The 19,555-nt window shown below is 63.4% G+C and carries 21 protein-coding genes; 9 read left to right on the forward strand and 12 right to left on the reverse strand.

Features of this window, described 5'->3' with window-relative positions; translation table 11 throughout:
- Positions 1 to 325: 325 nt before the first annotated feature.
- Both ACLEJU_RS26435 and ACLEJU_RS26440 read right to left on the reverse strand, forming a co-directional pair.
- Complete coding sequence (locus ACLEJU_RS26435) at positions 326 to 457, reverse strand: hypothetical protein (protein ID WP_435425009.1); 132 nt, start codon at positions 455 to 457, stop codon at positions 326 to 328.
- 138 nt (positions 458 to 595) lie between these two features.
- Positions 596 to 3,475 carry a ribonucleoside-diphosphate reductase subunit alpha gene (locus ACLEJU_RS26440; RefSeq protein WP_435425008.1) on the reverse strand — a complete coding sequence of 960 codons (2,880 nt, stop codon included), beginning with the start codon at positions 3,473 to 3,475 and terminating at the stop codon, positions 596 to 598.
- Between the two features lie 660 nt (positions 3,476 to 4,135).
- Between ACLEJU_RS26440 and ACLEJU_RS26445 the strand changes: the two genes are divergently transcribed.
- Both ACLEJU_RS26445 and ACLEJU_RS26450 read left to right on the forward strand, forming a co-directional pair.
- A complete protein-coding gene (locus tag ACLEJU_RS26445) occupies positions 4,136 to 4,834 on the forward strand; it encodes a response regulator (protein ID WP_435425007.1) in 699 nt (232 codons plus the stop codon).
- Positions 4,831 to 6,432: an ATP-binding protein gene (locus ACLEJU_RS26450; protein ID WP_435425006.1), complete on the forward strand. Its 1,602-nt coding sequence runs from the start codon at positions 4,831 to 4,833 to the stop codon at positions 6,430 to 6,432. The genes ACLEJU_RS26445 and ACLEJU_RS26450 overlap by 4 nt, the downstream gene beginning before the upstream one ends.
- A 3-nt stretch (positions 6,433 to 6,435) precedes the next feature.
- On the opposite strand, the gene ACLEJU_RS26455 is transcribed toward ACLEJU_RS26450, so the two are convergent.
- Together ACLEJU_RS26455 and ACLEJU_RS26460 are read right to left on the reverse strand one after the other, a co-directional pair.
- Positions 6,436 to 7,137: a 4'-phosphopantetheinyl transferase family protein gene (locus tag ACLEJU_RS26455; protein ID WP_435425005.1), complete on the reverse strand. Its 702-nt coding sequence runs from the start codon at positions 7,135 to 7,137 to the stop codon at positions 6,436 to 6,438.
- 66 nt (positions 7,138 to 7,203) lie between these two features.
- Positions 7,204 to 7,998 (reverse strand): dienelactone hydrolase family protein, encoded by a 795-nt coding sequence (locus ACLEJU_RS26460; RefSeq protein WP_435425436.1) that lies wholly within the window; start codon positions 7,996 to 7,998, stop codon positions 7,204 to 7,206.
- Positions 7,999 to 8,127: 129 nt separating this feature from the next.
- Here ACLEJU_RS26460 and ACLEJU_RS26465 point away from each other — a divergent pair, with 129 nt between their 5' ends.
- From ACLEJU_RS26465 to ACLEJU_RS26480, 4 genes are all read left to right on the forward strand, one after another.
- Positions 8,128 to 8,733 carry an outer membrane protein gene (locus tag ACLEJU_RS26465; RefSeq protein WP_435425435.1) on the forward strand — a complete coding sequence of 202 codons (606 nt, stop codon included), beginning with the start codon at positions 8,128 to 8,130 and terminating at the stop codon, positions 8,731 to 8,733.
- Between the two features lie 133 nt (positions 8,734 to 8,866).
- A complete protein-coding gene (locus tag ACLEJU_RS26470) occupies positions 8,867 to 9,544 on the forward strand; it encodes a response regulator (RefSeq protein WP_103449488.1) in 678 nt (225 codons plus the stop codon).
- On the forward strand, positions 9,541 to 10,887 hold the full coding sequence (locus tag ACLEJU_RS26475) for an ATP-binding protein (RefSeq protein ID WP_435425434.1): 1,347 nt from the start codon (positions 9,541 to 9,543) through the stop codon (positions 10,885 to 10,887). Before ACLEJU_RS26470 ends, ACLEJU_RS26475 begins: the two co-directional genes overlap by 4 nt.
- Positions 10,888 to 11,179: 292 nt before the next feature.
- Complete coding sequence (locus ACLEJU_RS26480; RefSeq protein ID WP_435425433.1) at positions 11,180 to 12,502, forward strand: dicarboxylate/amino acid:cation symporter; 1,323 nt, start codon at positions 11,180 to 11,182, stop codon at positions 12,500 to 12,502.
- Between the two features lie 71 nt (positions 12,503 to 12,573).
- On the opposite strand, the gene ACLEJU_RS26485 is transcribed toward ACLEJU_RS26480, so the two are convergent.
- On the reverse strand, positions 12,574 to 13,068 hold the full coding sequence (locus tag ACLEJU_RS26485) for a SprT family zinc-dependent metalloprotease (protein WP_103449490.1): 495 nt from the start codon (positions 13,066 to 13,068) through the stop codon (positions 12,574 to 12,576).
- Between the two features lie 145 nt (positions 13,069 to 13,213).
- The gene (locus ACLEJU_RS26490; RefSeq protein WP_054885573.1) at positions 13,214 to 13,813 is read right to left on the reverse strand and encodes a Yip1 family protein; all 600 of its coding nucleotides are present in this window, start codon (positions 13,811 to 13,813) and stop codon (positions 13,214 to 13,216) included.
- A gap of 263 nt (positions 13,814 to 14,076) precedes the next feature.
- On the opposite strand from ACLEJU_RS26490, the gene ttcA reads away from it, so the two are divergent.
- Positions 14,077 to 14,901: a tRNA 2-thiocytidine(32) synthetase TtcA gene (ttcA, locus tag ACLEJU_RS26495; protein ID WP_027918067.1), complete on the forward strand. Its 825-nt coding sequence runs from the start codon at positions 14,077 to 14,079 to the stop codon at positions 14,899 to 14,901.
- 4 nt (positions 14,902 to 14,905) lie between these two features.
- On the forward strand, positions 14,906 to 15,577 hold the full coding sequence (locus ACLEJU_RS26500; RefSeq protein ID WP_435425432.1) for a DNA-3-methyladenine glycosylase I: 672 nt from the start codon (positions 14,906 to 14,908) through the stop codon (positions 15,575 to 15,577).
- A 131-nt stretch (positions 15,578 to 15,708) separates the two neighbouring features.
- Here ACLEJU_RS26500 and ACLEJU_RS26505 read toward each other — a convergent pair whose 3' ends face one another.
- Genes ACLEJU_RS26505 through arsC form a run of 3 tightly spaced genes read right to left on the reverse strand, consistent with a single transcriptional unit; the run spans position 15,709 to position 17,070 of the window.
- The gene (locus ACLEJU_RS26505) at positions 15,709 to 16,122 is read right to left on the reverse strand and encodes a DUF2069 domain-containing protein (protein WP_435425431.1); all 414 of its coding nucleotides are present in this window, start codon (positions 16,120 to 16,122) and stop codon (positions 15,709 to 15,711) included.
- A complete protein-coding gene (gene wrbA / locus ACLEJU_RS26510; RefSeq protein WP_016501124.1) occupies positions 16,115 to 16,720 on the reverse strand; it encodes an NAD(P)H:quinone oxidoreductase in 606 nt (201 codons plus the stop codon). The genes ACLEJU_RS26505 and wrbA overlap by 8 nt, the downstream gene beginning before the upstream one ends.
- A complete protein-coding gene (gene arsC, locus ACLEJU_RS26515; RefSeq protein WP_435425430.1) occupies positions 16,717 to 17,070 on the reverse strand; it encodes an arsenate reductase (glutaredoxin) in 354 nt (117 codons plus the stop codon). Before arsC ends, wrbA begins: the two co-directional genes overlap by 4 nt.
- An 85-nt stretch (positions 17,071 to 17,155) precedes the next feature.
- Between arsC and ACLEJU_RS26520 the strand changes: the two genes are divergently transcribed.
- Positions 17,156 to 17,620, forward strand: a complete 465-nt coding sequence (locus ACLEJU_RS26520; protein WP_435425429.1) for a TlpA disulfide reductase family protein — start codon at positions 17,156 to 17,158, stop codon at positions 17,618 to 17,620.
- Between the two features lie 32 nt (positions 17,621 to 17,652).
- Here the strand turns inward: ACLEJU_RS26520 and ACLEJU_RS26525 are convergent, their stop codons facing one another.
- The 3 genes from ACLEJU_RS26525 to ACLEJU_RS26535 are packed head-to-tail and all read right to left on the reverse strand — an operon-like array spanning position 17,653 to position 19,512.
- On the reverse strand, positions 17,653 to 18,057 hold the full coding sequence (locus ACLEJU_RS26525; protein ID WP_435425428.1) for an META domain-containing protein: 405 nt from the start codon (positions 18,055 to 18,057) through the stop codon (positions 17,653 to 17,655).
- Positions 18,054 to 18,491, reverse strand: a complete 438-nt coding sequence (locus ACLEJU_RS26530; RefSeq protein ID WP_079226860.1) for a hypothetical protein — start codon at positions 18,489 to 18,491, stop codon at positions 18,054 to 18,056. Before ACLEJU_RS26530 ends, ACLEJU_RS26525 begins: the two co-directional genes overlap by 4 nt.
- A gap of 31 nt (positions 18,492 to 18,522) precedes the next feature.
- Positions 18,523 to 19,512, reverse strand: a complete 990-nt coding sequence (locus tag ACLEJU_RS26535; protein WP_435425427.1) for a 2-hydroxyacid dehydrogenase — start codon at positions 19,510 to 19,512, stop codon at positions 18,523 to 18,525.
- Positions 19,513 to 19,555 lie beyond the last annotated feature (43 nt).

The following is a 19,555-nucleotide window of genomic DNA, read 5'->3' on the forward strand; positions in this document are numbered from 1 at the left end:
CATCTGGTTCGTGCCTGGCCAGGCCTCGGGGAGGGGCCAGGGACTTGAATGGGTGCCCTTTTCAGAGGGGGCGCAGTATACCGGAATTCGCTTTCGATCGGGGCGCGTGTCTTGCGGGCGAGGGTAAATTTTCGACCGGATTTGCGTGCGTCCGTTCAGCAGGCTCGTGCCGTTTTCTACGGTGGGAGAGTGTAGCGCCAACCTATATGTTGTGCCAGTTTAAATTTATTGGCACATCATATGGTGTTTTGTAGAGCTGTGGCTTTAAGTCGCTGCTCTGGCCCCACCACTGACTTGCCAGCGATGAGGTCAGAGCAGATGGCCATCAATTGCACTGCTTGCGAAGCGTCTCGACCACATGGGTCTTGGGGTGCTTGCGGGCTTCTTCCACCGAAGTGAAGCGGCCGGTTTCCGCATTGCGGCCAATCTTGCGAGCGATCACTTTTTTCTGCGCCATGGGCACATCCTCTTTGAGTGGTCCAGCCTTTGTACCGAGCCGCGCGAGCGGTGGGCAAAGGGCAGGGCTTCTCAGGGGCGCAGATACAAAAATGCCGCAAAGGGGCACCCGAGGGCGCCCCTGTTGCGGCATCAGGCCTTACTGGCAGGCTTCGCAGTCAGGCTCGTCGATCGCGCAGGCCTTCGGCACTGGCGCTGGGCCGGCTGCCTGGATCGGGGCGCTGTCGCCGCCGCTGGAGACGGCGTTGAGCTTGCCGGTGTTGATGGTCGACTTCTCGGTGCTGGTCGCAGCCAGGGCACGGAGGTAGTAGGTGGTCTTCAGACCACGGTACCAGGCCATGCGGTAGGTCACGTCCAGCTTCTTGCCCGAGGCGCCGGCGATGTACAGGTTCAGCGACTGAGCCTGGTCGATCCACTTCTGGCGACGCGAGGCGGCGTCGACGATCCACTTGGTCTCGACTTCGAACGCGGTGGCGTACAGGTCTTTCAGCTCTTGCGGGATGCGCTCGATCTGTTGCACCGAACCGTCGTAGTACTTCAGGTCGTTGATCATGACCGAGTCCCACAGGCCGCGGGCCTTCAGGTCGCGGACCAGGTACGGGTTGATCACGGTGAATTCGCCCGACAGGTTCGATTTCACGTACAGGTTCTGGTAGGTCGGCTCGATCGACTGCGACACACCGGTGATGTTGGCGATGGTCGCGGTTGGCGCGATGGCCATGATGTTCGAGTTACGAATGCCTTTCTGCACGCGGGCACGGACTGGCGCCCAGTCCAGCGACTCTTCCAGGTTGACGTCGATGTACTTCTGGCCACGGGCCTCGATCAGGATCTGTTGCGAATCCAGCGGCAGGATGCCCTTGGACCACAGCGAACCCTGGAAGGTCTCGTAGGCGCCACGCTCGTCGGCCAGGTCGCAGGAAGCCTGGATCGCGTAGTAGCTTACCGCTTCCATCGACTTGTCGGCGAACTCGACGGCAGCGTCGGAGCCGTAAGGGATGTGCTGCAGGTACAGCGCGTCCTGGAAGCCCATGATGCCCAGGCCGACCGGGCGGTGCTTGAAGTTCGAGTTACGCGCTTGCGGCACCGAGTAGTAGTTGATGTCGATCACGTTGTCGAGCATGCGCACGGCGGTGTTCACGGTGCGTTGCAGCTTGGCGGTGTCCAGCTTGCCGTCGACAATGTGGTTCGGCAGGTTGATCGAGCCCAGGTTGCAGACCGCGATCTCGTCCTTGTTGGTGTTCAGGGTGATCTCGGTGCACAGGTTCGAGCTGTGGACCACGCCCACGTGCTGCTGCGGCGAACGCAGGTTGCACGGGTCCTTGAAGGTCAGCCACGGGTGACCGGTCTCGAACAGCATCGACAGCATCTTGCGCCACAGGTCTTTGGCCTGGATGGTCTTGAACACCTTGATCTTGTTGTACTCGGTCAGGGCTTCGTAGTACTCGTAGCGCTCTTCGAAGGCCTTGCCGGTCAGGTCGTGCAGATCAGGCACTTCCGATGGCGAGAAAAGGGTCCACTTGCCGTCATCGAAGACGCGCTTCATGAACAGGTCAGGGATCCAGTTGGCGGTGTTCATGTCGTGGGTACGACGACGGTCATCACCGGTGTTCTTGCGCAGCTCGATGAATTCTTCGATGTCCAGGTGCCAGGTTTCCAGGTAGGCACATACGGCGCCTTTGCGCTTGCCACCCTGGTTCACGGCGACGGCGGTGTCGTTGACCACTTTCAGGAACGGTACGACGCCCTGGGATTTGCCGTTGGTGCCCTTGATGTAGGAACCCAGTGCACGCACAGGGGTCCAGTCGTTGCCCAGGCCACCGGCGAATTTCGACAGCATGGCGTTGTCGTGGATCGCGTGGTAGATGCCCGACAGGTCGTCCGGCACGGTGGTCAGGTAGCAGCTCGACAGCTGTGGACGCAGGGTACCGGCGTTGAACAGGGTCGGGGTCGAAGCCATGTAGTCGAACGACGAGAGCAGGTTGTAGAACTCGATCGCACGGGCTTCCTTGTCTTTCTCTTCCAGCGCCAGGCCCATGGCCACACGCATGAAGAACACCTGCGGCAGCTCGAAGCGCACGCCATCCTTGTGGATGAAGTAGCGGTCGTACAGGGTCTGCAGGCCCAGGTAGGTGAACTGCTGGTCGCGCTCGTGGTTGATCGCCTTGCCCAGTTTTTCCAGGTCGAAGTCGGCCAGGGCAGGGTTCAGCAGCTCGAACTCGATACCTTTGGCGACGTAGGCCGGCAGGGCCTTGGCGTACAGGTCGGCCATCTCGTGGTGGGTGGCGCTGTCGGCGACATTGAGGAAGCCCAGGCCTTCGGCACGCAGGGTGTCCATCAGCAGGCGGGCGGTGACGAACGAGTAGTTCGGCTCACGCTCGACCAGGGTACGGGCGGTCATCACCAGGGCGGTGTTGACGTCCTTGATGGCCACGCCGTCGTACAGGTTCTTCAGGGTTTCGCGCTGGATCAGGTCGCCATCGACTTCGGCCAGGCCCTCGCAGGCTTCGCTGATGATGGTGTTCAGGCGCGCCATGTCCAGCGGCGCCAGGCTGCCGTCGGCGAGGGTGATGCGGATGCTTGGGTGCGGCTCGACCACGGCATCGGCGTTGCTGCGGGTAGCGCGCTCCTTGGCGCGCTGGTCGCGGTAGATCACGTAGTCACGGGCGACTTTCTGCTCGCCGGCACGCATCAGGGCCAGTTCGACCTGGTCCTGGATTTCTTCGATGTGGATGGTGCCACCCGATGGCATGCGACGCTTGAACGTGGCAGTGACCTGCTCGGTCAGGCGCGCGACGGTGTCGTGGATGCGCGACGAGGCAGCGGCGGTGCCGCCTTCAACTGCGAGGAACGCCTTGGTGATGGCCACGGTGATCTTGTCGTCGGTGTAGGGGACGACAGTGCCGTTGCGCTTGATCACGCGCAGTTGGCCCGGAGCGGTGGCGGCCAGATCCTGGTTGGAATCGGCGGCCTGCGGCGCCTTGGCCTGCGGGTTCTCGCGAGTTGTGTCGGTTTGCATGGGTGGGTGTCTCCACAGTTTCTATAGTGTTCAGGCGCCTTTTGGGCGCCCACCGTTCCGTCCACTTGCTCGATGGCCTTGGCGAGGATGCGTCATGCGCGCGCATCCACCCGCTCGGGCGTACCGACTTCGGGACAGATCAGGAAATGGGGGCAAGAACCTTGCCGCTCCCTGGCCGAAGTCAAATGCCCTGGGGTGAGCCAGAGCAGGCTGTTCAGTATCCGCTAGGAGCGGTTGGATCGATGAAACCACGACGAGTTCTGCCAGAAAAATCGCTTGAATTTTTCTGCTGACTCATGCTTGGCGTTGGTGACTGAAACCCAACATCTAGTGGTTTGCTGTGCTGGGGATACAAGATAATGCGGTACAGGGGTCTTTGCAAGGCAACCGCCTGTGGATAACTTGTGCGTACTTTGTGAGTGAATAGTGGGTAATCGCTGTAGGCCTAGTGCCAAGTGGTTTGCACTATTTTTCTCTCGGTCGCTGCCCCCCCAGACAGAATTTTTCGGGCGCGAACCCTACCACAAAAATCGGTTCAGTCGAGGCTGCGGTCGGGCAGGTTGGCAGTGCCGGCAGGCGGCACGTAGTATCCAGGGGTGATATTGCCTTTTGGTTAAAGGCCGGGACCGACAGAAAAACAACAATTCAAAGGCAGGGGCCATGGACCAACCCAGCAACCGCATCCTCATCGTCGAAGACGACCAGCGCCTGGCCGACCTCACTGCCGAATACTTGCAGGCCAATGGCTACGAGGTCGCCGTGGAGGGCGATGGCGCCCGCGCCGTCCGCCGCATCATCGACAGCCAGCCGGACTTGGTGATTCTCGACCTGATGCTCCCCGGCGAAGATGGCCTGAGCATCTGCCGCCGCGTGCGTGGCCAGTACTCCGGCCCGATTCTGATGCTGACGGCCCGCAGCGATGAGCTCGATCAGGTCCAGGGCCTGGATCTGGGCGCCGACGACTACGTGTGCAAGCCGGTACGGCCGCGTTTGCTGCTGGCGAGGATCCAGGCCCTGATGCGGCGCAGCGAAAGCCCCGAGACCAAGCGCCCCGACCTGGCCTTCGGCGCGCTGCGCATCGACAACCGCCTGCGTGAAGCCTGGCTCGATGAGCATCCGATCGACCTCACCGGCGCCGAATTCGACCTGCTCTGGCTGCTGGCCAGCAACGCCGGGCGGGTGCTGACGCGCGAACAGATCTTCACTGCCTTGCGCGGGGTCGGCTACGACGGCCAAGACCGCTCCATAGACGTGCGCATTTCCCGGATTCGCCCCAAGATCGGCGACGACCCGATCCACCCGCGGCTGATCAAGACGCTGCGCAGCAAGGGTTACCTGTTTGTCGGCGATGCCCCATGAACCGCTCGATCTTCCTGCGCATCTATGGCGGGATGCTTGCGGTGCTGGTGCTGGTGGCGCTGCTCGGCGTGCTCAGTCTGCATCTGGTCAACGAGGTGCGCGCGGCCCAGCACCGCGAGCGCCTGGCCCAGGGAACGTTCAGCCTGATGGCCGACAACCTGGCGCAGCAGAATGACACCGAGCGCAAGCGCTCGCTGCTGATGTGGGAGCGCCTGCTGGGCGTGCCGCTCGAACTGCAGTCGATGTCGGTGCGCACACTGGATGGCGGCCAGCGCGCCCGCCTGTACCGTGGCCTGGTGGTGGTGGAGAAGACCGGACCGCACGCCGCCCAGGTGCTGCGAAAGGTCGGCCAGGAAGAGCTGTTGCTGGTGGCTCAGGTCAAGCAGGTCAGCGAGCAGCTGGCGCGTGCCACGCTCTATCTGCTGGCCGATGAGCTAGTCCGCTACCCGGTGACCGAGCAGCAGCAGCGCCTGGCAGAAATCACCCAGAGCAAGGGCTTCGGCTTCGGCGTCGCCCTGCAACGCATCGAGCGGGTCGGCCTGGACGATGACCAGCGGCGCCGGGTGGAGGAGGGTGACACGGTGATGGCGCTGGGCCGCGATGGCGACTCCATCCGCGTGTTCGCAGGCCTGCCGGGCTCTCCACTGGTGCTGGAGATCGGCCCGCTGTATCAGCTCAACCCCTATCCGCCACAGTTGCTGATCCTGATCGCCTTCCTCGGCCTGTGCCTGATCGGCCTGGTGGTCTATCTGCTGGTGCGCCAGCTGGAACGGCGCGTCTCGGGCATGGAGATCGCCGCCACGCGGATCGCCCAGGGCAGCCTGGACACCCGCGTGCCGGCCGGCGATGCCGATTCGGTGGGGCGTCTGGCCGCTGCGTTCAATGGTATGGCCGAGCACCTGCAGCGTTCGCTGAACATGCAGCGCGAGCTGGTGCGCGCGGTGTCCCACGAACTGCGCACCCCCGTGGCACGCCTGCGCTTTGGCCTGGAGATGATCGAAAGTGCGACCACCGAGCAGATCCGCGCCAAGCACCTGGCCGGGATGGATGGCGATATCCAGGACCTGGACAAGCTGGTCGACGAGATGCTGACCTATGCGCGCCTGGAACAGGGCGCACCGGCATTGAAGTTCCAGCGTGTCGAACTGGATGCCCTGTTTGACCGGGTGATCGAAGAGCTGGCGCCGCTCAACAGCAAGGTGCGTTTGCAGCGAGGAGCGTGCCAGGCCAGTGACGGCTGCTGGGTCGAAGCCGAGCCGCGTTACCTGCATCGCGCACTGCAGAACCTGGTGAGCAATGCCCTGCGTCATGCCGGCAGTGAGGTGCGCCTGAGCTACCAGCTGGGCCAGCAGCGTTGCCGCATCGATGTGGAAGACGATGGCCCAGGCATTCCCGAGGGTTTCTGGGATCGCATCTTCACCCCCTTCACCCGGCTCGACGACAGCCGCACCCGCGCTTCCGGCGGGCATGGCCTGGGCCTGTCGATCGTGCGGCGGATCATCTACTGGCATGCCGGTCGCGCCACGGTAGGGCGTAGCGAGGCGCTGGGAGGGGCCTGCTTCAGCCTCAACTGGCCGCGTGAACAGGCGCCGCAGTAAGGCTCAGACGCTGATCAGGCTGAGCAGGTGGCCGTCCTGCCGGCTGAACTGGCCTTCGACTTCGGTGCCTTGTCGCCATTCGGGTGACAGGTCGGTGAGTAGGCGCAGGCGCGCCAGGCCATCGCCGGACCATTCCAGCACTTCGGCGTGCTCGAAATAGAAGCGCTGCCGGGTCAATGGGTAGAGCGCCTTGAACAGGCTTTCCTTGAGCGAGAAGGTCAGGGTGACCGTCAAGCCCAGTTGGCTACGGACCAGGCGCTCGCGTTCGGCAGGCGTCAGTATCTCGCCCATCAGCCGCTCGGCGCGCTCATCATCCAGCAGCGCTTCCTGGTCCAGGCCCAGGCTGCGGCAGGCGCCGTCGGCAGCGACCACAGCGGCGGCCCAGCCTTTGCCATGGGTGATCGAGCCGTGGATACCGGCGGGCCAGATCGGCGAGCGGTCCTGATGGGTGCCAGGGACGTAGTCGCGGCCATCCAGGCGCAGCAGCGCGGCACGGGCGCAAACACGGCCGGCCAGGTACTCGGCCTGGCGCTTTGCCACGGAGCGTTGCAGGCTGGCGCTGGGCACGATGCCGGCGCGCTGGAAGTCATCGGCGGCCAGGTGGGCGGGGTCGAAGGTGCAGCTGACCAGTACCGCGCCGGGCAGCGGGCGGGACAGGGGCCAGTGGTGCTGGAGCGGGGCGCAGCAGGCAGGCAGTGTGTTCATGACCGGTATTGTGCCAGCCGAGAGTCTTGTGTGGGAGCCCGGGGCCGCACAGCGGCCCCGGCGATCCTACTCGAACACCTTTTTGAAGAACGCCTGCATGTCTGCCCAGGAGCTCTTGTCTGCCGCCTCGTTGTAGCCAATGTCAGGCCCGCCATGATCGCCATGGCTCAGGCGGTCCGCATCCGGGTTGGTGAACCCATGCTTGGCGCCCGGAATGCTGACGAACTGGTAGTTGACCTTCGCTGCATCCATCTCTTTCTTGAAGGCATCCACTTGCTGCGGGGTGACCATGCTGTCCGCCGCCCCGTGTTCGACCAGAACGTAGGCCCGCACCACGCCAGGCTGGGTGACCGGTGTCTGGGTGGCCAGCGCGCCGTGGAAACTCACCACGCCATCCAGCCTCGCGCCCCGGCGCGCGGCGTCTAGTACCACCTTGCCGCCGAAGCAGTAACCCACTGCGCCGAGCTTGTGCCTGTCGGTGTAAGGCTGTTTCTTCAACAGGTCCAATCCGGCATCGAAGCGCTTGGCCGATGCCGCCGGATCCTTCATCGCCTCGGCCATGAACGCCTGGGCGTCCTGCGGGTGCTCGGTGTGCTTGCCTTCGCCGTACATGTCGATGGCCAGCGCACTGTAGCCCAGCGCGGCGAGGTCGCGGGCACGGCGTTTGGCATAGTCGTTCAGCCCCCACCATTCATGCACCACCAGCACGCCCGGGCGCTCGCCCTTCACAGCGTCGTCGTAGGCGTAATAGCCGATCAGCGGGGTGCCGTCGGCATCTTGGTAACGGATCTCGCGGGTCTGCACTGCCGCTTGGGCGAGGGCGGCGCTGCACATCAGGATCAGGGCCAGCAGGGCACGCATGTTCACTACTCCTTGTTTTGCCAACAGATCGTTCAGCCGCGGTTCAGTCAGGGTTCAGCCGCGGTTCAGGGCACCCTGCTTACTCTAGCTTCCAGACCGCAACAGCGCATTCAACTGGAGTAAGAAGCCATGAAAACCTTCAATACCCTGCTCGCTGCCATGGCCGTTTGCGCCGCTGGCATGACCTCCGCCCAGGCCGCCGACGACGCCTTTGCCAGCCTCACGTACGGCCAGACCAGTGACAAGGTCCGCAAGTCGGGTCTGCTGCAGCGCAACACCGATCACCTGAACGCCGATGGCATCATCGGCAAGGACGACACCTGGGGCGTGCGGCTGGGCAAGATCAATGACCAGGGTCGCTACTACATGACCTATGACAACGTGTCCGGCGATCACAGCGGCCTCAAGTTGCGCCAGGAAAACCTGCTGGGCAGCTACGACCTGTTCCTGCCGGTGGGGGATACCACCAAGCTGTTCGGCGGTGGCAGCCTTGGCATGACCAAGCTGACGCAGGATTCGCCTGGGGCCAGCCGCGACACCGACTATGGCTACGCCTACGGCTTGCAGGCCGGCGTGATCCAGGACATTACCGATCAGGCTTCGGTCGAGCTGGGCTACCGTTACCTGCGTACCAATGCGGCGACTGAGGTGGGTGCCACTGGCGGGCCGAAGGAAGGCACCTTGCGCCTGAGCAGCAGTGCACAGACCTATCTGGCGGCAACCTACAAGTTCTGACCGGCTAGCCGGGTTATCCTGTGCTGGCCTCTTCGCGGGACAGGCCCGCTCCTGCAGGTATATCACCGTCCTGTAGGAGCGGGCATGTCCCGCGAAGAGGCCAGCACAGGCCATATATCAATAGGAGTGCTACATGAAACTGCTGGTGGTCGAGGACGAAGCCCTGCTGCGGCACCACCTCCATACTCGCCTGGGCGAAAGCGGCCACGTCGTCGAAGCCGTGGCCAATGCCGAAGAAGCGCTGTACCAGGCCGAACACTTCCATTTCGACCTGGCCATCGTCGACCTGGGCCTGCCTGGCATCAGCGGTCTTGAGCTGATCGGCCGCCTGCGCAGCCAGGGCAAGACGTTCCCCATCCTCATTCTCACCGCCCGCGGCAACTGGCAGGACAAGGTCGAAGGCCTGGCTGCCGGTGCCGACGACTATCTGGTCAAGCCGTTCCAGTTCGAAGAACTTGAAGCGCGCCTGAACGCCTTGCTGCGCCGCTCCAGCGGTTTCACCCAGTCGACCATTGCCGCCGGCCCCCTGGTGCTGGACCTCAATCGCAAACAGGCAACCCTGGATGAGCAGCCGCTGGCACTGACGGCCTACGAGTACCGTATTCTCGAGTACCTCATGCGTCATCACCAGCAAGTGGTGGCCAAGGACCGCCTGATGGAGCAGCTCTACCCCGGCGACGAGGAGCGCGACCCCAACGTCATCGAGGTGCTGGTCGGCCGCCTGCGTCGCAAGCTCGAGGGCGAGAGCGGTTTCAAGCCGATCGACACGGTACGCGGCCTGGGCTATCTGTTCACCGAGCGCTGCCGATGATCCGCTCGCTGCGGGTGCGCCTGATGCTCGCGGCGGCAGTGCTGGCGCTGCTGTTCATGCTGGCGCTGTTGCCGGCCTTGCAGAAGGCCTTCAGCCTGGCGCTGCAGGAATCGATCGAGCAGCGCCTGGCCTCGGACGTGACCACGCTGATCTCTGCCGCCCGCATCGAGCACGGCCGGCTGCAGATGCCCGACCTGCTGCCGGACGAACGCTACAACCTGCCGTACACCGGCCTGCTGGGTTACATCTTCGATCGCGACGGCAACCTGGTCTGGCGTTCACGTGCCACCGCCGACCGGCACATCAATTACCGCCCGCGCTACGACGGACGCGGTAATGAGTTTGCCCGCATTCACCAGGACGACGGCGAAGAATTCTTCGTCTATGACGTCGAGATCAAGCTGCTAGGCGGCCAGAGCGCGGCATACAGCATCGTGGCGCTGCAGCCAGTGAGCGAGTACAAGGCCACGCTAAGTGGCCTGCGCGAAAAACTCTACCTGGGCTTTGGCGCGGCCCTGCTGGCCCTGCTGGTGCTGCTCTGGGCTGGCCTGACCTGGGGGCTGCGCTCATTGCGCCGGTTAAGCATCGAGCTGGATGAGGTGGAGTCTGGCGCCCGCGATGGCCTCAGCGGCGAGCACCCACGCGAACTACTGCGCCTGACCCGCTCGCTGAACCGGCTGCTGAGCAGTGAACGCGAACAGCGCACGCGCTATCGCGATTCACTGGGTGATCTCGCGCACAGCCTGAAGACCCCGCTGGCAGTGTTGCAGGGCGTGGGCGAAAGCATGCAGCAGCGTGCTGGCGAAGGCGAACAGGCACAGGTGCTGCAGAGCCAGATCGAGCGCATGAGTCAGCAGATCGATTACCAGCTGCAACGGGCCAGCCTGCGCAAGAGCGGCCTGGTGCGCCATAGCGTATTGCTGCTGCCGGTGCTGGAGAGCTTATGCAGCACTTTGGCCAAGGTCTACCGCGACAAGCGGGTCGAGGTCGACCTGGATGTGCCTGCGCAGTCGCATGTGCCGATGGAGCAGGGCGCGTTGCTGGAGCTGCTGGGCAATCTGCTGGAGAACGCCTATCGGCTGAGCCTTGGACGCGTGCGGGTGAGCCTGCAGGAGGCGCGCGGCATGCTGACACTGTGCATCGAGGACGACGGCCCCGGGGTGCCGGCTGACCAGCGTGAACGGATTCTCGAGCGCGGTGAGCGGCTGGACCGGCAGCATCCGGGGCAGGGCATTGGCCTGGCGATAGTCAAGGACATCGTCGACAGCTATGACGCCAAGCTGACCCTTGATGAATCCGCGATGGGCGGCGCCGCCTTCTGCATCACCTTGCACCTCGATTGATCTACCACCCGGGCGGATTCCCGCCACATCCCCTGTACATTTCCCGCCACCGGGCGGAAATCCGCCACCTTCCTCAGGAAGTTCGCCCCGTCGTTGGGCATTTACAGCCCGTAAACATTAGCGCTGCACCCAAGATGGGCATTTTGGCATCGCCCTTGCTATCTCACTGGCAGAGGCCTGCCCAGGCAGCTCGAACACAACGACAAATCCCTCCAGGTGCAGGAGGGTTAGCGATTCAGGTGCTTGCGCACCCTGGGAAGGGTGAAGCCGGCACACTTGAGGAAAATGAGCCATGACGACACGTCAGCCGCTGTACAAATCCCTGTATGTCCAGGTGTTGGTCGCCATCACCATCGGCATCCTGCTCGGCCACTTCTACCCCGAAACCGGCGTCGCCCTCAAACCCTTGGGTGATGGTTTCGTCAAACTGATCAAGATGGTCATCGCGCCCATCATCTTCTGTACCGTGGTCAGCGGCATCGCCGGCATGCAGAGCATGAAGTCGGTCGGCAAGACCGGCGGCTACGCGCTGCTGTACTTTGAAATCGTCTCCACCATCGCCCTGATCATTGGCCTCATCGTCGTCAACGTGGTCCAGCCGGGCGCGGGCATGCACATCGACGTCAGCACCCTGAACGCCAGCAGCGTGGCCGCCTACGCCGCCGCCGGCGCGCAGCAGACCACCGTCGGCTTCCTGCTCAACATCATCCCCAACACCGTGGTGGGTGCCTTCGCCAACGGCGACATCCTGCAAGTGCTGATGTTCTCGGTGATCTTCGGCTTCGCCCTGCACCGCCTGGGCAGCTACGGCAAGCCGGTGCTGGACCTGATCGACCGCTTCGCCCATGTGATGTTCAACATCATCAACATGATCATGAAGCTGGCACCGGTCGGTGCTTTCGGTGCCATGGCCTTCACCATCGGCCAGTACGGCGTGGGTTCGCTGGTGCAGCTGGGCTACCTGATGGCCTGCTTCTACATCACCTGCCTGCTGTTCGTGCTGGTGGTGCTGGGCGGTATCTGCCGCGCCCACGGCTTCAGTGTCCTCAAACTGATCCGCTACATCCGTGAAGAGCTGATGATCGTGCTGGGGACTTCCTCCTCGGAATCGGCCCTGCCGCGCATGCTGGCCAAGATGGAGCGCCTGGGTGCCAAGAAGTCGGTCGTCGGCCTGGTGATCCCGACCGGCTACTCGTTCAACCTTGACGGTACCTCGATCTACCTGACCATGGCTGCAGTGTTCATCGCCCAGGCTACCGACACCCACATGGACATCACCCACCAGATCACCCTGCTGCTGGTGCTGCTGGTCGCGTCCAAAGGTGCTGCCGGCGTGACCGGTTCGGGCTTCATCGTGCTGGCTGCCACCCTGTCGGCCGTCGGCCACCTGCCGGTTGCCGGCCTGGCGCTGATCCTCGGCATCGACCGCTTCATGTCCGAAGCACGCGCACTGACCAACCTGGTCGGCAACGCCGTGGCCACCGTGGTCGTGGCCAAGTGGGTAAAGGAGATGGACGACGACAAGCTGGCCTCCGAGCTGGCGTCCGGTGGCGCGCCACTGGAGTTGTCGGTACCTACCGATGATCTGGGCGTTGCAGAAACCCCGGTACGTTGATCCCGACGCGGTAAAAAAGAAGGCGACCCTCGGGTCGCCTTTCTTGTGTCTATACCGGCCTCTTCGCAGGGCTATTCGACGCGGGTTTCGCCGCTGTACACCAATATCGCCCGGCAGCGTCGGCACAGGTAGCGCCGCCCCTGTCGCACCAGCTTGTGCCGTTGCGCGGTAAACGGGAAGTCCCCCTCCGGGCATGGGCAGCGGTAGATGTAGCGGGTCACCACCCGCCGCTGCACTGCATAGTTGTGGCAGCGATTCGGCGGCAGCTCATACACCCCGCGCATGATCAGCTGCCACTCCTCACCATGGGCCTGGATGCGGTCACCGAACAGTTGGTGGGCCACCAGGTGAGCCACTTCATGGGCCACGGTCTGGCGCAGGAAGTCGTCCTGGTTCTCGCGATACAGTTGCAGGTTGAAGCGCAGCAGGTTTTCGTGCAGATGGGCGACGCCGGCCTTCTGGCCGCGCAGCTTGAAGCTGACTTCCGGGCGCGGGAAGGGGCGTTTGAAGAAGGCTTCGGCTTGCTGGTAACAGGTTTCGACGCGTTGTTTGAGCAGCTCGGGCATGGCGGGGTGGTTCTCCTGACCGGGCATTATGCCGGATGCCTGTCGCGGTTGCCGAGCCGCCGGTCAGCAGGCACGCATCATGACAAAGACAAAGGCCGCCTTGCGGCGGCCTCTGGCTTGATGCCCTATGTTGGCTGGATCTGATCTAATTGGTGTACACGGGGCCCACGCCCAAACCCCAGATGATCACGGTTGCAGCCATGATCGCCACCAGCACCACGAGGCCCACTGCCAGCACCGAGCTGGAGAAAAGGAAGCCTTCATCTGACGGTATGTTCATGAACGTCGGCAAGCCGACATACAGCAGGTACACGGTGTAGCAAATGGCAGCGGTCCCCACCAGCATGCCCAGCCACAGGTGCGGATAGAGCGCCGCCAGGCCGCCGAGGAACAGCGGGGTGGCGGTGTACGTGGCAAAGGCGATGCATTGCGCCATGGACGGGTTGGCATCGTAGGTGCGGGCCATCCAGTGGATGAAGGCACCCATCACTGCCACCCCGGCGAGCATTGCCACGTAGGACATGATGCTCATCCAGATCGCGCTATCCATGGTCAGCATCACCGCCGGCCGGCCACCGATCACCCAGCCCACCTGGGTTGTGCCGATAAAGGCCGAAATGGCGGGAATCGCCGCCAGTATGAGCGTATGAGTCAGGTACATGTGGCTGATGCTTTCTTCTTCGCCACGAATCTCCCGCCATTCCTGGTCGGGATGGGTAAACAGCCCCACAACGTGATGAATCATGCCGGTCACTCCTCTCAATGTTGCCAGTCGCCCCCCACATGGAGCGCAAGCGGCCCGAGGCCAGGACACCGAAGCAGAACGGTAATGTGGCCTTATGTCGCAGTATAGGAAGCCAATCCCTGCACAAACCGTGCTTTTTAGAGCAAATTGCGCTGTCAGGACCGTTGTTGATTCCCTTGAAGTCTTTATCGGAATCCCTACAGGTGCGCGTGGTTTGTGCGTAAAATAGCCGGCTTTTGTCACACCTCGCGGATCCAAGCGCTATGGGCACCCTCTCGGTCAACCAGAACAAACTGCAAAAACGCCTGCGTCGTCTCGCTGGCGAAGCCATCACCGACTACAACATGATCGAGGATGGCGACAAGGTCATGGTCTGCCTGTCTGGCGGCAAGGACAGCTACACCATGCTCGACGTTCTGTTGCACCTGCAGAAGGTGGCACCGATCAAGTTCGAGATCGTCGCGGTGAACATGGACCAGAAGCAGCCAGGCTTTCCGGAACATGTGCTGCCGGCCTATCTCAAGGAGCTGGGCGTCGAGTACCACATCGTCGAGAAGGACACCTACTCGGTGGTCAAGGAGCTGGTGCCCGAGGGCAAGACCACCTGCTCGCTGTGCTCGCGCCTGCGCCGTGGCACCCTATACACCTTTGCCGATGAAATCGGTGCGACCAAGATGGCCCTGGGGCACCACCGCGACGACATCGTCGAAACCTTCTTCCTCAACATGTTCTTCAACGGCGCGCTCAAGGGCATGCCACCGAAGCTGCGCGCCGACGACGGCCGCAACGTGGTGATCCGCCCGCTGGCCTACTGCAGCGAAAAGGACATCCAGGCCTACTCGGACATGAAGGAGTTCCCGATCATCCCGTGCAACCTCTGCGGTTCGCAGGAAAACCTGCAGCGCCAGGTGGTCAAGGACATGCTGGTGGAGTGGGAGCGCAAGCACCCGGGCCGCACCGAGAGCATCTTCCGCGCCATGCAGAACGTGGCCCCGTCGCAGCTGGCCGACCGCAACCTGTTCGACTTCACCAGCCTGAAGATCGACGAGAACGCCACCCCGCGTTTCCTCGACGTGGTGAACATCTGAGGCCATGCGCGATTATCAGTGGCTGCACGCATATTGTCTGAACCGCTTCGGCTCGGCCGAGGCGCTGGAAGCCTTCCTGCCGCAGCCGCGCACGCTGGCACAGTTGCGCGAGATCGCTGACGATCGCTACTTGTCGACCCTGGCCCTGCGCGTGTTCCGCGCCGGGCTCAAGCACAGCCTGGTGGATGCCAAGTGGCCTGCGTTCGAGCAGGTGTTCTTCGGCTTCGACCCGGAAAAGGTGGTGCTGATGGGCGCCGAGCACCTGGAGCGACTGATGCACGACGAGCGCATCATCCGCCATCTGGGCAAGCTCAAGAGCGTGCCGCGCAATGCGCAGATGATCCTCGACGTGGCGAAGGAAAAGGGCAGCTTCGGCGCGTTCATCGCCGACTGGCCGGAGACCGACATCGTAGGGCTGTGGAAGTACCTGGCCAAGCACGGCAACCAGCTGGGCGGATTGTCGGCACCGCGCTTCCTGCGCATGGTCGGCAAGGATACGTTCATCCCCACTGAAGACATGGCGGCGGCGTTGATTGCACAGAAGGTGATCGACAAGCAGCCGACCAGTCAGCGCGACCTGGCCCTGGTGCAGCAAGCGTTCAATCAATGGCACGCAGAGAGCGGGCGACCGCTGTGCCAGTTGTCGGTAATGCTGGCGCATACCGTCAACCATTGAGATCGCCGGGGCCGCTGTGCGGCCCTTTCGCGACGCAAGGCCGCTCCTACAGGAGTACGCGATTCCCCTGTAGGAGCGGCCTTGCCGGGGCGCCGGACCGGTCGGAAAGGGCTGCAAAGCAGCCCCCGAACTCAACTGCCTTCGCCCGCCATGCGCCGTTCGAACTGGAACTTCCAGCGCACATACAGTAGCCCGGCAATGAACAGCCCCAGGCTCACCAGCACTTCCACCCAGCCAAATACTGCACGCGCCGGGTCGAACGCCGCCAGCACACCCTTGATGAAATAGATATTCACCACGAAGCAGGTCCAGGCATGCGCCCGGGCACTGCCCATCAGCATGCCCGGCAGCAGCAACAGCAGTGGCACCAACTCGATCGCCAGGATCACTTCGACCCGCGCCCCGTGCAGGTTGGCGAACCACAGGTTGTTCACCACCAGCAGCGCGATCAGGCCGAAAAAGAATGCCAGGCTCAACGCCCGCGTCAGGCGCAGGCGCGGTGCCAGCCATTCGACTGGCGGCAACACCTTGGGCTTTTTAGCCACGCGCGGCCTCCAGGGCCTTGGCCGTGGTCGCCAGGCGTTGGCCAAGGGCGCGGCATAAAGCGATCTCGTGCTGGTCCAGCTCACGCTTGCCATCGGCACCGGCATGGTGGCTGGCGCCGTAAGGGGTGCCGCCACCACGGGTCTCCAGCAGTGCCGATTCACTGTAAGGCAGGCCCATCACCAGCATGCCGTGGTGCATCAGCGGCAGCATCATCGACAGCAGGGTGGTCTCCTGGCCGCCGTGCAAGCTGGCGGTGGAGGTGAACACGCCGGCCGGTTTGCCGACCAGTTCGCCACCCAGCCACAGGCTGCTGGTGCCATCGAGGAAGTACTTCAGCGGTGCGGCCATGTTGCCAAAGCGGGTCGGGCTGCCCAGCACCAGGCCGGCGCAGTGGCGCAGGTCGTCGAGGGTGGCGTACAGCGCGCCGCTGGCCGGGATGTCCGGGGCCACCGCTTCGCACTCGGTGGAAATCGCCGGCACCGTGCGCAGGCGTGCTTCCATGCCGGCCAGCTCGATGCCGCGGGCGATGTGCCGGGCCATCTCGCTGGTCGAGCCGTGACGGCTGTAATACAGCACCAGGATGTAAGGCGCGCTCACGGCAGGATCTCCAGCACCTTCTCCGGCGGGCGGCCGATCACAGCCTTGTCACCGGCGATCAGGATCGGTCGTTCGATCAGCTTGGGGTTGTTTACCATCGCGTCGATCAACTGCGCGTCGCTCAAAGCCGGGTTTGCCAGGTCAAGGGACTTGTATTCGTCTTCGCCGGTGCGCAGCAGCTGGCGCGGGGCGATGCCCAGCTTGCCGAGCAGTGCCTTGAGGGCGGCAGCGTCGGGCGGGGTTTCCAGGTAGCGCACGATGGTCGGTGCCAGGCCGCGTTGTTCAAGCAGTTCCAGCGCGCCGCGGGATTTCGAGCAGCGCGGGTTATGATAGAGCGTCAAGTCAGTCATGTCGGGTCGCATCCAGCTGGGTGTGGCGGCTATTCTAACCGCAGCGACTGACCTATTTGCTTGAAACTTCGAGAAGGATTGACCCATGGCAAGGCGTCTGGCAGCAGTACTGGCCATCACCGCGAGCCTGTTGCTCGGTGGTTGCGGTGCCGATTACGGCGTGGACCAAGATGGCAAGACGGTAAAGGCGGAACAGATCGACGGGCACTGGGTAGTGCTCAATTACTGGGCCGAATGGTGTGGCCCGTGCCGTACCGAGGTACCTGAACTGAACCAGGCGGCCAAGCAATGGGCGGCCGATGGCATCAGGGTGGTCGGGGTGAACTTCGATGGCTTGCAAGGCCCGGAACTGAAGCAGGCAGCGGAAGCCTTGGGCATCGGCTTCACCGTGCTGGCGCAGGATCCGGCCGAGCGTTATGACCTGCCACGCAGTGAGGCGCTGCCGGTGACCTACATCATCGATGACAAGGGCAAGGTGCGTGAGCAACTGCTGGGCGAACAGACCCTGGAAGGGCTGCAGGCCAAGATCAAAGCCCTGAAGGGGGCCTGATGCCATGGGGCCGCTGTGCGGCCCCGGCAATTTCAGCCTTCTTCAGGCCAGAAGCGCAGTGGCTTGCCTTCGGCTGGCCAGAAGCGCATCTGCTCGACGGGCGACACATCCCAGCGCTGCACCGTTTCCAGCGCCTGCAGGAAGCGCTTTTCCTGCTCCATCAACGCCGGGGCACACAGTTTGCGGGTCTTGCCGACCTTCCCGAAGCTCAAGTGCTCACCGTCCAGCGTGTACGGCGCAAACCAGTGGTTGCAGCCGGCATTGCCGTAGGCGCGGCCATCGCTGGCCAAGGTCAGGGTCAGGTGGCTGTAGTCGATCAGCGGACGCTCGCCGATCCACTCCAGTACGTAGCTGCGTTCCTGCTGCAGCTTCGAAGGTTCGGCAGCACAGCCGAGCAGGCCGATGGCAATCAGCACACCGGTCAGCAGATTCTTCACTCGGCGCTCTCCTGGCAACGCGGGCACAGGTGCTTGTCGCCACGGCTGGCCCAGCCCAGTTCGGCGATACGGGCGCTGGCGGCCGGCTGACGGGCTGCCTTGCCAAGTTTGGCGTCGACGGCGAACTCGAAGTCCAGCACCGCGTCGCAGCTGTCGCACTCGACTTTCCAGGTGAGAATTTCCAGCTCGTTGAACACCGGGCCGCTGGCCACGGCCACCCACTGGCCGCGCGGGTTGATCAGGTGGCGCACGCTCTCCACGGTCAGGCGCATGGCCAGGTCCTTGCTGCCCTTGAGGGTCACGATCAGGACGTCGCCTTTGTGCATCGAGCCACCGTTGCCGGTCACCTGGTAACGGCCCGGAACCAGGGCGCGGCACTCGATCAAGGTGTGTTGCGGGTTGAAAAGGGTGTAGCGGAAATCGTGCTCGACCATGGGTCCTCCAGAAATGCCGCGTATCCTAGCATCAACCGGTGACCAGATTCTGCGGATTACCCGCCGCCCAGCGGATGATGTTGTCCAGGGTGGTGGTGGCGATGGCGTCCAGTGCTTCGCGGGTCAGGAAGGCCTGGTGCGCGGTGATGATCACGTTGGGGAAGGTCAGCAACCGTGCCAGCACATCATCCTGCAGCGGCAGATCGGAACGGTCCTCGAAAAAGAGCTGGGCTTCCTCTTCATACACATCCAGGCCCAGGTAGCCGAGCTGGCCGCTTTTCAAAGCATCGATCAGCGATGGCGTGTCGACCAGCGCGCCGCGGCCGGTGTTGATCAGCATGGCGCCTGGCTTCAGCTGACTCAGGCTTTGCGCATTGATCAGATGCCGGGTGTGCTCGGTCAGCGGGCAGTGCAGGCTGATGATTCGCGCTTCGCGCAGCAGTTCGGGCAGGTCCAGGTAGCGGGCACCCAAGGCCAGCAGCTCCGGGTTGGGGTAGGGGTCATACGCCAGCAACTGGCAGCCGAAGCCGGCCATGATACGGGCGAAGGCAGCGCCGATCTGACCAGTGCCGACCACGCCGACGGTCTTGCCGTGCAGGTCGAAGCCGGTCAGCCCGTGGAGGGTGAAGTCACCTTCGCGGGTGCGGTTGTAGGCCCGGTGCAGGCGGCGGTTGAGGGCAAGGATCAGGGCCGCGGCGTGCTCGGCCACGGCATGTGGCGAGTAGGCCGGCACGCGTACCACCGCCAGGCCAAGGCGCTGGGCGGCGGCCAGGTCGACATGGTTGTAGCCGGCCGAGCGCAAGGCAATCAGCCGCGTGCCGCCTGCGGCCAGGCGCTGCAGTACCTGGGCGTCGAGCTCGTCGTTGATGAAGGCGCAGACGACCTCGTAGCCCTGTGCCAGGGTGGCGGTGTCGAGGTTCAGGCGGGCGGGCTGGAAATGCAGGTCAAGGGCATTGGCTTGGGCGGCCTGGGTGAAGCTTTCCTGGTCGTAGTGCTGGCTGCTGAACAACAGAACGCGCATGGTGAGGCCTCGTGTTTGCTGAATGACAATGCAGGCTCGTGTA

The organism is Pseudomonas sp. SMN11 (genome assembly GCF_052041945.1).
Taxonomy (GTDB): domain Bacteria; phylum Pseudomonadota; class Gammaproteobacteria; order Pseudomonadales; family Pseudomonadaceae; genus Aquipseudomonas.

Bases quoted from the DNA above. Each gene is read 5' to 3' on its own strand.
- ACLEJU_RS26500 (WP_435425432.1), top strand. From the start codon at position 14,906: ATGCGCGATTATCAGTGGCTGCACGCATATTGTCTGAACCGCTTCGGC.
- ttcA (WP_027918067.1), top strand. From the start codon at position 14,077: ATGGGCACCCTCTCGGTCAACCAGAACAAACTGCAAAAACGCCTGCGT.
- ACLEJU_RS26445 (WP_435425007.1), top strand. From the start codon at position 4,136: ATGGACCAACCCAGCAACCGCATCCTCATCGTCGAAGACGACCAGCGC.
- ACLEJU_RS26450 (WP_435425006.1), top strand. From the start codon at position 4,831: ATGAACCGCTCGATCTTCCTGCGCATCTATGGCGGGATGCTTGCGGTG.
- ACLEJU_RS26475 (WP_435425434.1), top strand. From the start codon at position 9,541: ATGATCCGCTCGCTGCGGGTGCGCCTGATGCTCGCGGCGGCAGTGCTG.
- ACLEJU_RS26460 (WP_435425436.1), bottom strand. From the start codon at position 7,998: ATGCGTGCCCTGCTGGCCCTGATCCTGATGTGCAGCGCCGCCCTCGCC.
- ACLEJU_RS26520 (WP_435425429.1), top strand. From the start codon at position 17,156: ATGGCAAGGCGTCTGGCAGCAGTACTGGCCATCACCGCGAGCCTGTTG.
- ACLEJU_RS26435 (WP_435425009.1), bottom strand. From the start codon at position 457: ATGGCGCAGAAAAAAGTGATCGCTCGCAAGATTGGCCGCAATGCGGAA.
- ACLEJU_RS26530 (WP_079226860.1), bottom strand. From the start codon at position 18,491: ATGGTCGAGCACGATTTCCGCTACACCCTTTTCAACCCGCAACACACC.
- ACLEJU_RS26490 (WP_054885573.1), bottom strand. From the start codon at position 13,813: ATGATTCATCACGTTGTGGGGCTGTTTACCCATCCCGACCAGGAATGG.
- ACLEJU_RS26440 (WP_435425008.1), bottom strand. From the start codon at position 3,475: ATGCAAACCGACACAACTCGCGAGAACCCGCAGGCCAAGGCGCCGCAG.
- arsC (WP_435425430.1), bottom strand. From the start codon at position 17,070: ATGACTGACTTGACGCTCTATCATAACCCGCGCTGCTCGAAATCCCGC.
- ACLEJU_RS26465 (WP_435425435.1), top strand. From the start codon at position 8,128: ATGAAAACCTTCAATACCCTGCTCGCTGCCATGGCCGTTTGCGCCGCT.
- ACLEJU_RS26485 (WP_103449490.1), bottom strand. From the start codon at position 13,068: ATGCCCGAGCTGCTCAAACAACGCGTCGAAACCTGTTACCAGCAAGCC.
- ACLEJU_RS26470 (WP_103449488.1), top strand. From the start codon at position 8,867: ATGAAACTGCTGGTGGTCGAGGACGAAGCCCTGCTGCGGCACCACCTC.
- ACLEJU_RS26455 (WP_435425005.1), bottom strand. From the start codon at position 7,137: ATGAACACACTGCCTGCCTGCTGCGCCCCGCTCCAGCACCACTGGCCC.
- ACLEJU_RS26535 (WP_435425427.1), bottom strand. From the start codon at position 19,512: ATGCGCGTTCTGTTGTTCAGCAGCCAGCACTACGACCAGGAAAGCTTC.
- ACLEJU_RS26480 (WP_435425433.1), top strand. From the start codon at position 11,180: ATGACGACACGTCAGCCGCTGTACAAATCCCTGTATGTCCAGGTGTTG.